Genomic DNA, 11,231 nt, shown 5'->3' with positions numbered 1-11,231 from the left:
TGCGAGAGTAGGGAACTGCCAGGCATCCATTTGCGATAACCCTGACCTCACGGTCAGGGTTTTTTGCGTTTCAGGCCTGCATAAAAACACTTTCTCAGTTACACGTGTTACACCTAAACCTCTTATACATCACATTTACCGTAGCACAGCGGCGATAACGTTTCGTTGTCTCGAATGAAATGCTTTACTCATTGTTTTAACGCTGCTTATCAGCAAGGAACCTGAGGTAAAGCATGACAGAATCTAATTCGCGCTCCTCCCACTTTCAGGCAGAAGAGTCGGGGATCAGCAAGAAACGTGTCTGGGCGATCGTCGGTGCATCGTCGGGTAATCTGGTCGAATGGTTCGACTTTTACGTCTACTCATTCTTCTCACTCTATTTTGCACATATCTTTTTCCCTAAAGGGGATACCACCACGCAGCTGCTGCAAACCGCCGGGGTATTTGCCGCAGGGTTTTTAATGCGTCCCATCGGTGGCTGGCTGTTTGGCTATATTGGCGATCGGCACGGTCGTAAAAAATCGATGCTTATCTCGGTATGCATGATGTGCTTCGGCTCGCTGGTTATCGCCTGCCTGCCCGGCTATGGCAGCATTGGCATCGCGGCCCCGGCGATCCTGCTGCTGGCACGCATGTTTCAGGGACTGTCGGTGGGCGGCGAATATGGCACCAGCGCAACCTACATGAGCGAGGTGGCGCTGGAAGGGAGGAAAGGGTTTTACGCATCCTTTCAGTACGTGACGCTGATCGGCGGCCAGCTGCTGGCGGTGCTGACGGTGGTGGTGCTGCAGTTTATCCTCAGTGAAGAGGATCTACGCAGCTGGGGCTGGCGCATCCCCTTTTTTCTCGGCGCGATCCTGGCGGTCGTCGCTCTCTGGCTGCGGCGATCGCTGCATGAGACCTCAGATAATCAGAGCCGCCATCATAAAGACGCTGGCAGTATCACTGGGCTGCTGCGCAACCATACGCGCGCTTTCCTGATGGTGCTGGGTTTCACCGCTGGCGGCTCGCTAAGCTTCTATACCTTTACCACTTATATGCAAAAGTACCTGGTGAACACGGCAGGCATGGATGCGAAAAGTGCCAGCGGGCTGATGACCGCCGCACTGCTGGTATTTATGCTAATACAACCGGTTATCGGCGCGCTGTCCGATAAAATTGGCCGTCGGGGCTCGATGCTGATCTTCGGCGCAGGCGCCGCTGTCTGTACTGTGCCCATCCTCACCGCGTTGCAAAGCGTACAGAGCCCGACCATTGCCTTCTGCCTGATCATGCTGGCGCTGCTAATTACGAGCTTCTATACCGCCATCAGCGGCATCCTCAAGGCTGAGATGTTTCCGCCAGAGGTGCGCGCGCTTGGCGTCGGCTTATCTTATGCCGTCGCCAATGCCATATTCGGTGGTTCGGCAGAGTATGTGGCGCTGCTGATGAAGCAGCAGGGGATCGAAACCACGTTCTTCTGGTATGTTTCGGCGATGGGCGCGCTGGCGTTTCTGGTATCGCTACTGCTGCACAGGCGCGGCAAGGGTATCAGGCTGTAAGGTTGGCTGAGTCTGCCGGCGAAAAAAAGTGATAGCCTGCGGCCAAAGATGCCGCAGGCAGCGCATCAGAGAATACGGCTAATCAGACGGTCAATACGGATACGGCGCAGACGACGAATCAGCTTGCGCACCTTGGCTGGGTAGTCAGAGATGCTTTCCAGATCGCGGAAATGCTTCACCACCTCCGTATGCGTGCGGATCAGCGCCAGCTCTTTTTCGCGCTGCTCGGTGAGTTGCTGCAGCGGATCGTGGATCAGCACCGCATTTTCCAGATCGAGACGCCAGGCGCGCGGGTTGAGGTTATTGCCGGTAATCAACATCCACTCGTCATCGACCCACATGCCTTTCAGGTGATAGCTGTTCTCGCCATCTTTCCACAGGCGTACTGCCAGCTGCCCGTTATCGACATAATACTGCAGACGGCTGAGGAAACGACGCAGATTGATCTCATAGAGATAAGGCAGCGCGCCGATAATTTTAAACGGCTGCTCAGGCGGAATATAAAAGTCGTTGGCAGTTTTATCGCCGACGATAATTTCGACCTCTTTGCCCTCGCGCAACAGATGAATAATGCTGCGCACTAAAATGGCCGGCAGGTTGAAGTACGGCGTGCAGAGGGTGAGCTTCTGCTCGGTGCAGGGCATCAGGTGAAAAATGGTTTTATTGAGCAGGCTGCGTTTGCCCAGCCCAACCAGCGGAGTAACGGTCAGCTCTTCGTTATGGCCATCGCCGGTAAACTGGTAGTTGAAGCCGCGCAGATCCTGACGGAACTGGCGCGTTTCATTCTTGATTTCCGGGCTGGATGGACGCTCTTCACGGTCGAGGCGATTGACCGCTTCCGACTGCTTGAGATTGACATTAATCCACTCATACATAGTGTCGGCCAGCTGCGGGTTGCGAATCAGCTGATAGCGGTCATAGCGATACTTATCGTGTTGGTGCAGGTAAACGTCGTTGATGCTGGCGCCGCTGTAAAGCAGCGTATCGTCAATGATAAAGCCTTTCAGATGCAGCACGCCAAGCGCTTCGCGCGTGTTGACCGGGATCCCGTAAACCGGAATGGCAATATCCGCATGCTGGGTCGCCATCTCGCAATACCAGTCAGCATTCGTGACGCCGCGCGCTGCGCCGATGCGTCCGCGCTGAGCGCGATGCCAGTCAACCAGAATGCTGACATCCAGCTCAGGACGCGCGCGCTTCGCCGCATAGAGCGCATCCATTACTGCGCGGCCGGCATCGTCGTTTTCCATATAGAGCGCGACGATGCAGATACGGTGCTGCGCCGCGGCGATCTTTTCCAGCAGCGTGCGACGGAAGTCGGCTGGCGAGTAGAGTGTTGTCACATCCGCAGGGGACTGAGACAGCTTCGGCAACTGTGCGAGGTGTTGTTGATGCTTATTGCGTTTGAATTTAGTCAGCATCGCAGTGCGCTTCTTCTCGTTTCATTGCATGGCCTTTTGCCATCAAATCAGGGTCATAACGGTAAATAATAACATCAACCTGGTGCAGTCGGCCATTTTTTACCTTTCTCTACAAGGTTAGCTGATGTCCCCGTGTAAGGGTAAATTGAGGCTGACGATGCCTTCATCAAGCTGAACCTCCACCCCAAACCCCAGTTTGCGCGCCAGCGTAATCATGCCGCGGTTGTGCGGCATGGTGATCCCGTTGAGCTGCTGCAGACCATGATCGCGGGTATAGCGGATCATTTTTTCCAGCAGTCGCCGCCCCATGCCGAGCCCTTTTAAATCGGATCGCACCAGCACGGAGAACTCGGCGTCGATATTATCGGCGTCAGAAATCGCGCGCGTGACGCCGATAATCTCGCTGCTTCCCTGCTGCTGACGCACCGCGACAAAAGCCATTTCGCGGTCATAATCGATTTGCGTCATATTGGCGAGATCCTCATGGGTGAATTCATTGATCTCGCTGAAGTAACGGTAGTAGAGATCCTCTTTGGTGACCTGTGCGATAAAGGCGCGCAGCAGCGGCTCATCTTCCGGCAGGATAGGGCGGAACAAGCAGCTCTGGCCATCTTTCAGCGTCACGCGCTCTTCAAGCTGCTGTGGATAGGGGCGTATCGCCAGCCGCGCTTCGTTGTCGCCGCTGAACGGCGCCAGATCGAGGGTAACGTCCAGCAGCGTAAATTCGCTGCCCGCCGCCAGCAGCGGATGGATATCGAGCCGCTGGATCTCCGGGCAGTCCACCACCAGGTTGGAAACCTGTACCAGCAGCTGGCTGAGCGCGGGAATATCCAGCGTATTGAGCCCGCCGCGACTGCGGATCTTGCCGCTTTTGATCGCCTGTATCACCAGATAGCGCGCCAGCGTCATATTGAGCGGCGGCAGCGCCACCGCCGCCTGTTTGTCCGCCTGCCACTCCACGCCGCCTTCGCCCAGCAAAATCACCGGACCGAACAGCGCATCCTGCTGCACCACCACGCGCAGCTCCTGCGCCCCGGCGCGGTTCGCCATACTTTGCACCAGCAGCCCTTCGATGCGTGCCTGCGGCAGGGTCTGCTTTACCCGATCGACAATCGCTTCGGCTGCCTGCTGCACTTCCGCGGCGTTGCGCAGATAGAGCATCACGCCCTGTACCTCTGATTTATGAGCGATATCGGGCGATCGCAGCTTGAGCGCTACGGGATAGCCGATACGTTCAGCGATAGCGGCCGCATCAAGGCTGTCGCTGGCAATCCAGGTCGGCAGCATTGCCAGCCCGTATGCCTGTAGCACCGGCTGCACCTCATGGGTGTCGAGCGTGGTGACGCCCTTCGCCAGCGCCTGCGACAAGAGCTGATGCGCCTGGGCGCTGTCCTGCGTCAAACTGGCGGGCAGGGCCGGGGTTTCGCGCAGCTGTTTCTGGTTGCGGCGATACTCCACCTGGTGCATAAACGCCGTGACCGTGCCTTCCGGGGTACGCCAGGTGGGAATACCTGCCTGGGTAAAAGCGCGGCGTGCCGCCTGCGAGGAGAACTCGCCGCACCAGTTGGTCAGCAGCGTGACCTGCTTGCCGCGCGGATGGGCGGCGATAGCCTGAATGATCTGCTGCGCTGATTCGGTGGCGGGCGCCACCGCGCTGGGCGCGTGAATAATCATCAGCGCATCAAGCTCGTGGCTGCCCAGCAGGATATTCAGGCAGTCGACGTAGCGCTGCGGCGTGGCGTCATCTTTCAGGTCGAGCGGATTGCCGCGCCCCACGCCTTCCGGCAGCAGCGCGGCCAGCGCCGCCAGCGTTTCATCATTCAGCACGGCAAGCTTGCCGTTGCGCGCATAGAGTTCGTCCAGCGCCAGCGCGGCAGGCGCGGCGCCGTTGCTGACGATCATCAGCCTGTCGCCGCGTAGCGGACGCATATGGCTAAGCGATTCGACGGCGGTAAAGAGCTCATGCGTATCCTGCACGCGCAGCAGACCGGCGCGCTGGATCGCCGCATCCCAGGCGGCGTCCAGCCCGCTGTGGGTGCCAAGCAGCGCCTGCGCCTGATGGCTGCGGCCGCTTTTGATCACCAGAATAGGTTTATTACGTGAGGCGCTGCGCGAAGCGGAGACAAAACGCCGCGCGTCGCTCAGGTGTTCGAGGTAGAGCAGAATGGCGCTGGTTTTGCCGTCGCGCGCCAGAAAATCGAGCAGATCGTCAACGTCGGTATCCAGGCTGTCACCCAGTGCGATAAACCAGGAAAAGCCCAGACTGCGCTGCTGCGCCCAGTCGAGAATGGTATTGGAGACTGCCGCCGACTGGGAGATAAAGGCGATACGCCCTTTTTCTATCGGCACCGGCGAAAAGCTGGCGTTGAGTCCCTGCCAGGGCGCAAGCAGCCCGAGGCTGTTAGGGCCGAGCAGGCGAATCTGCCACTGCGCGGCGCAGCGCTTGAGTGCCTCCTGCTGGCTGGCGGGCGCAGAGAGGATAATACAGGCCTTGCACCCTTTTTCGCCCAGCTGCTGCAGCAGCTCAAGGTTGCGTTTCGCATGGGTGCAGATCACCGCCAGGTCCGGCGCGAACGGCAGGCTGTCGATGGTCGGCCAGGCGAGCACGCCGCTGACGGCTTTATATTTGGGCGTCACCGGCAGCACGGGGCCGCTGAAACCGCCCGCCAGCAAATTGCGCATCATAAAGTGACCAGCACGTCCCGGCCTGTCCGAGGCGCCAATCACCGCAATAGATTTAGGTCGTAACAGCGCTTCCAGTCCGCGTTGGCTCATCCCACTCTCCCGAAGTCGACTGGCATGATTGTAAACGCTTTTAACGCCCTTTGCCGGTTCAGCGCTCGCAGGGTGAGAGCCGCGCCAGCATTTCCGCCGCGCAGGCGCACTACGGGCTGTCGGCGATGACGCTCTGATGGGCGGGGTGATGCGGTTTCCCCGCCAGGTAGGCGTGACGGAAATGCTCGAAGTGCTGTCGCAGCGCCTGCGCGGCCGCCAGGTCGCCAGCCTGCTCCAGCAGCGCCGCGGCCACTTCGGCGGTGCAGTGCTGGCCTTCACCGTGCGCTTCGCGCAGCGTATAGCGCGACGGCGCGGTGACGTTGAGCGACATCACCGGCAGCGCATCGAGCCAGGGGCTTTTGCGAAACATTTTGCGCGCTTCGGTCCAGGTGCCGTCGAGCATAATAAACAGCGGCGGCTTGCCGCTCAGCGGCGGCGCGGTGAGCACCTCGCGGCCGGGATCGGCATAGGAGGCGGGAAAAACCACCATCGGCTGATAGTCGGGATGCGCGACGGCGCTAAGCAGCGCCGGATCGGGCTCGGTGCGCGACCAGCCGAACGCCTCGGTCTGCGGCAGAATATCGGCGATCAGCCGCCCGGTGTTGCTGGGCTTCATCGGTTCGGTATCGAACATCACCAGGCAAAAGCGGCTGCGCGCGCTTTGTGGCGCAATTGTGGCGCACAGGCAGTTTTTCTGCGGCAGCAGACAGCGCTGGCAGCGCACCACGCGGTTGCCTCGGGCGAGAAAAGGGCGAGTCGCGCGGGCAAGGCGTTGCGCACGCAGACGGAGAACGGCGTTATCAGTCATGGCTTAAGGAGAAAAGGAAAACGCTAGTGTAATCGAAGCGCGTGCGAAAAGAAAAAGGCCAGCGCGGCTGGCCTGAGAAAGTGCGTGCGGAAGAAAAGACCCCAGGAGACTTACAGCGATTCATCCAGCCATTCGTTGAAAGGCGCCTTCGGCATCGCGCCGTTCAGCATGTCTACCAGCTCGCCTTTTTTAAAAATCATAATGGTCGGGATGCTGCGGATGCGAAAACGCGCGCTCAGCGAAGGTTCCGCTTCGGTGTTCACCTTGATGAAGCGCACCTGACCGCTGCGCTCATGCGCCACCTCTTTAAAAACCGGCGCGAAGTTAACGCAGGGACCGCACCAGGGGGCCCAGAAATCGACCACTACCGGCAGATCGTCCTGCAGATATTTATCCAGCGTATCGGCGGTCGCGTTAGCGACTTCGCCATTAAACAGATCGCTGCCGCAGCGGCCGCATTTTGCGCCATCGGCGACGCGCTCGGGAGGAACGCGATTGGTTGCCTGACAGGAAGCACATACCGTATTCATATTTACCTCAAAGGGTTTGCAGGTGCCAGTCTTGTAAATATTGTCCATTATGAGAAGGTTGCGAACCGCCCTCAAACTGGATTGTCCAATAGGTTCAATAGTTGATAGCTAAGCGCTAATACATCAGGTAATCTGCGCGCTCTCAATGCAGGAGGAACAGATGAACGACGAATTTAAAGGCAAAAGTGGCAAGGTAAAAGTGATGTACGTGCGAGATGAGGGCGAGTCAGGCTCACGCGCGCCGAACCCGCGTACCGGCAAAGGAGGTGGCCGCCCAGCCCGTCAGGAAGATTCTCGTCGTTCCTCTGGCGCAGGCCGTCGTAGCGAAGAGGGCAGCAGCCGTAAGCCGCGTAGCGATGAGGGTAGCCGTCGTCCTCGTAGCGACGAAGGCAGCCGCAAACCGCGCAGCGATGAAGCCTTCTCGCCATGGCGCACCGTGTCGCGTCCGCCGAGCGAGCGCGCCTCCGTAGAAGAGAAACAGCCGGAGCAGGGCGGCAAAGCCGCTATCGATCCAGAAGTGATCCGTCGTCAGCGTCAGGAAGAGACGCGCGTCTACGGCGAAAATGCCTGCCAGGCACTGTTCCAGAGCCGCCCCGAAGCGATCGTGCGCGCCTGGTTCGTGCAGAGCGTAACGCCGCGTTTCCGCGAGGCGCTGCGCTGGCTGGCGGCGAACCGCAAAGCCTATCACGTCGTCGAGGATGCTGAGCTGGCGAAGGCCTCCGGCACCGAACACCACGGCGGCGTCTGCTTTATTATCAAAAAACGCATGGGCATGGCGGTCAGCGAGTGGCTGAGCCAGGCCGGTGAGAAAGATTGCGTGCTGGCGCTGGAAGATGTCAGCAACCCGCACAACCTGGGCGGCATTATGCGCAGCTGTGCGCATTTCGGCGTAAAAGGTTTGCTGGTGAACGACGCCTCGCTGCTGGAGTCGGGCGCGGCGGTGCGTACCGCTGAAGGCGGTGCAGAACACGTTCAGGCGATCAGCGGCGAAAGTTTTGCCGCCGGTCTGGAAGCGTTCCGCAAAGCGGGCTACACCATCGTCACCACTTCAAGCCACGAGGGCACGCCGCTGGCGAAAGCGGAGCTGCCGGCGAAGATGGTGCTGGTGCTGGGGCAGGAGAGAGAAGGCCTGTCCGATAGCGCGTTCCAGCAGGGCGATATCAGCCTGTCGATCGGCGGCACCGGCAACGTCGAGAGCCTTAACGTCTCGGTGGCCACCGGCATTCTGCTTGCCGAATGGTGGCGTCAGAACGCATAAAAAAACGGGCCGAAAGGCCCGTTTTTGTTTCTGTCCTGGTAAGGCTTTGTGCCGAAGCGCTGTTTACCCACGTCCTGAATCAGTGCGCGCCGCCGCCGCCGCTGCCGGAGCCAAACGGTGGGCGGGCAAACCAGATCAGCACCAGCAGAATCAAAAACACGCCGGCCGAGGCCCAGAAGATCTCGTTGGCGGAGATAATTAACCCCTGGTTGGTGATCTGCTGCGCGATATAGGCAGACGCCTGCTGATGGCTCATCCCCATGCCTTCCAGCTGCGCATACATCTGCTGCGCATTGGGGTTATAGGGCGTAATCGACTCGGTAAAGGTGCTGTGGTGCATCGATTCCCGGTTGGTCCACATAGTGGTGGTAATCGAGGTGCCAATGGAGCCAGCCAGCGTACGCACAAAGTTCGACAGGCTCGACGCTGCCGCCAGCCGCTCGGGCGGCAGGCCCGAAAGGGTAATGGTGGTGAGCGGCATAAAGAAACAGGCGACCGCGAACCCCTGGATAAACTGCGGCCAGGCCGACGCGCCGAAGTCCATTGAGGGCTCAAAGGTATAGGCGCGCCAGTAGAAGCAGATGGCGTACATGATAAAGCTGAAGGTTACCAGCCGACGCATATCCAGCTTGTGGGCGAAGCGACCGATAATTGGCGACAGGATCACCGGAATGATCCCCACCGGCGCAGACGCCAGGCCAGCCCAGGTGGCGGTGTAGCCGTAGACCTCCTGCAGCAGCTGCGGCAGCAGCACAATCGAGCCGAAATAGAGCATATAGGCCAGGCTAATAGAGAGGCAGCCGATGGTGAAGTTGCGCGACTTAAATAGCGTCAGATCGACAATCGGGTGATCGTCGGTTAGCTCCCACACCAGCAGCACCGCCAGCGACACCACGGCGACCACCGTCAGCACCACAATCTCGGTGGAGTTAAACCAGTCAAGCTCCTTACCGCGGTCCAGCATCACCTGCAGAGAGCCGATGCCCACCACCAGCAGCACCAGACCCACCACGTCGATAGGGCGCACCTCGGTGCGGGTCTCGCGGCCGCGCAGCGTCTGCAGCGTCAGCATCACCACCACCGCGCCAATCGGCACGTTAATAAAGAAGATCCAGCCCCAGTGATAGTTATCGCTGATCCAGCCGCCGAGAATCGGCCCGCAAATCGGCGCGACAATCACCGTCATCGCCCACAGCGAGAGGGCGATGCTGCGTTTGGCGGGCGGATAGTTGCTGAGCAGCAGGCTCTGCGACAGCGGGATCAGCGGGCCGGCCACCACGCCCTGCAGGATGCGGAAGAAAATCAGCATCTCCAGGCTTTCTGACATGCCGCACGCCCAGGAGGCGAGGGCGAACAGAATCGTTGCCCAGGTAAAGAGTTTTACCTCGCCGACGCGCTTCGCCAGCCAGCCGGTAATCGGAATGGAGATAGCGTTCGCCACCCCAAACGAGGTAATGACCCATGTGCCCTGCGAGTTAGAGGCGCCCAGATTGCCTGCGATGGTCGGGATCGCCACGTTAGCGATGGTTGAATCCAGCACCTGCATAAAGGTCGCCAACGACAGCGCGATGGTCATCAGGACCAGCGGCGCGCCTTCTAGCGGTTTTTGTGCCATGACAGCCTCCGCGTGATCATCCGGCGTTGGCGCGAACGATGTCAGTAATCAGCTGGTTCACCGGCGCCAGGTCGATCGCCAGCGCATTGCTGCTATAGGCGGCCTGCTGACGAACGCTGGTGGCGAGGACGCTGCCGTCTTTATTGGTGGTATCAACTTTCACCAGCGTCGACAGGCCAATACGCAGCGGATGCCTCGCGATCTCGTCCGGGTTAAGCTCGATACGCACCGGCAGACGCTGCACCACTTTGATCCAGTTACCGGTGGCGTTCTGCGCAGGCAGCAGCGAGAAGGCGCTGCCGGTGCCCATATCCAGACCGACCACTTTGCCGTGATAGACCACGTCGTCGCCATAGATATCGGCTACTACCGTCGCATCCTGGCCGATACGTACGCCCGCCAGCTGCGTCTCTTTAAAGTTGGCGTCGATCCACAAGTTGGTCGCGGGCACCACCGCCATGAGCGGCGTGCTGGTGCTGATTTGCGAGCCGACCTGCACGCTGCGGCGCGACACGTAGCCATCCATTGGGCTGCGAATATCGGTACGCTGCAGCGCCAGCCAGGCGTCGCGCAGTTCTGCGGCGGCCTGTTTGACCGCCGGCTGCTCTTCCAGCGAGGTGTTGAGGATCATCGCCTGGTTGGCGTTGTACTGCTGCACCGCCACGTCGAGCTGCGCTTTCGCGGTAGCGACCGCGTCGCGCGAGTGCTGCAGCTCTTCACGGCCGATCAGGTTAGACGCTCCCAGTGGTTCGCGGCGTTTCAGATCCGCTTCCGCCTGCGCCAGCGCGGTTTGCTGCAGCGCGATGCTCGCCTGATACTGCTTTGCGTTGATCATCAGCTGATGGGTCTGACGCACGCTGGTGGCCAGCGCGGTCTGGGCTTTTTCAAACGCCTGCTCGGCGTCGGTTTTATCCAGTGAAACCAGCACGTCGCCTTTCTTCACAAAATCGGTATCGTCGAACCAGACCTTGTTAACGCTGCCCGACACCTGCGCCATGACCTGCACCTGATTTCCGGCCACGTAGGCGTCGTCTGTTTCCTGGAAATGCCGCAGCACCAGGAACCAGTAAACGCCCCAGGCGATGCCAGCCAGCACAAAAAGCAGCGCCAGCAGAATCAGCACTTTTTTACGCGTCTTCTTTTTTTGGGCTGGCTGTTGCAGGCTTTGCGCCTCCGCTGTTGCACTCATCTCTGTCTCCAACTGTTTCATATGCCGGGGCGCGATTGTCCCTTTTCACGGAGCCCGAGTCGAAAAAAGCCAGCGACAAGGCGCTGGCCGGATA

The 11,231-nt window shown here is 59.5% G+C and carries 8 protein-coding genes; 2 read left to right on the top strand and 6 right to left on the bottom strand.

What is annotated here, in order from left to right; genetic code table 11:
* Positions 1 to 233: 233 nt before the first annotated feature.
* Entirely contained in the window at positions 234 to 1,541 is a 1,308-nt protein-coding gene (locus ACR6A7_RS19975) for an MFS family transporter (RefSeq protein ID WP_434127008.1), read from the top strand.
* 65 nt (positions 1,542 to 1,606) lie between these two features.
* Here ACR6A7_RS19975 and pssA read toward each other — a convergent pair whose 3' ends face one another.
* From pssA to trxC, 4 genes are all read right to left on the bottom strand, one after another.
* Complete coding sequence (pssA, locus tag ACR6A7_RS19970) at positions 1,607 to 2,962, bottom strand: CDP-diacylglycerol--serine O-phosphatidyltransferase (RefSeq protein ID WP_434127007.1); 1,356 nt, start codon at positions 2,960 to 2,962, stop codon at positions 1,607 to 1,609.
* Between the two features lie 117 nt (positions 2,963 to 3,079).
* Complete coding sequence (locus ACR6A7_RS19965) at positions 3,080 to 5,737, bottom strand: bifunctional acetate--CoA ligase family protein/GNAT family N-acetyltransferase (protein ID WP_434127006.1); 2,658 nt, start codon at positions 5,735 to 5,737, stop codon at positions 3,080 to 3,082.
* Positions 5,738 to 5,846: 109 nt separating this feature from the next.
* Positions 5,847 to 6,545: a tRNA-uridine aminocarboxypropyltransferase gene (locus ACR6A7_RS19960; protein WP_434127005.1), complete on the bottom strand. Its 699-nt coding sequence runs from the start codon at positions 6,543 to 6,545 to the stop codon at positions 5,847 to 5,849.
* A gap of 110 nt (positions 6,546 to 6,655) precedes the next feature.
* Positions 6,656 to 7,075 carry a thioredoxin TrxC gene (gene trxC / locus ACR6A7_RS19955; protein WP_434127004.1) on the bottom strand — a complete coding sequence of 140 codons (420 nt, stop codon included), beginning with the start codon at positions 7,073 to 7,075 and terminating at the stop codon, positions 6,656 to 6,658.
* Positions 7,076 to 7,235: 160 nt separating this feature from the next.
* Here trxC and ACR6A7_RS19950 point away from each other — a divergent pair, with 160 nt between their 5' ends.
* The gene (locus tag ACR6A7_RS19950) at positions 7,236 to 8,333 is read left to right on the top strand and encodes a tRNA/rRNA methyltransferase (protein ID WP_434127003.1); all 1,098 of its coding nucleotides are present in this window, start codon (positions 7,236 to 7,238) and stop codon (positions 8,331 to 8,333) included.
* A gap of 79 nt (positions 8,334 to 8,412) precedes the next feature.
* Here the strand turns inward: ACR6A7_RS19950 and emrB are convergent, their stop codons facing one another.
* Both emrB and emrA read right to left on the bottom strand, forming a co-directional pair.
* Positions 8,413 to 9,948: a multidrug efflux MFS transporter permease subunit EmrB gene (gene emrB / locus ACR6A7_RS19945; protein ID WP_434127002.1), complete on the bottom strand. Its 1,536-nt coding sequence runs from the start codon at positions 9,946 to 9,948 to the stop codon at positions 8,413 to 8,415.
* Between the two features lie 16 nt (positions 9,949 to 9,964).
* Positions 9,965 to 11,137: a multidrug efflux MFS transporter periplasmic adaptor subunit EmrA gene (emrA, locus tag ACR6A7_RS19940; RefSeq protein WP_434127001.1), complete on the bottom strand. Its 1,173-nt coding sequence runs from the start codon at positions 11,135 to 11,137 to the stop codon at positions 9,965 to 9,967.
* Positions 11,138 to 11,231 lie beyond the last annotated feature (94 nt).

The organism is Pantoea phyllosphaerae, assembly GCF_051025595.1.
GTDB lineage: Bacteria > Pseudomonadota > Gammaproteobacteria > Enterobacterales > Enterobacteriaceae > Pantoea.
Note: the sequence above shows the minus strand (reverse complement) of the source record. Positions and strands in the feature narration are given on the sequence as shown.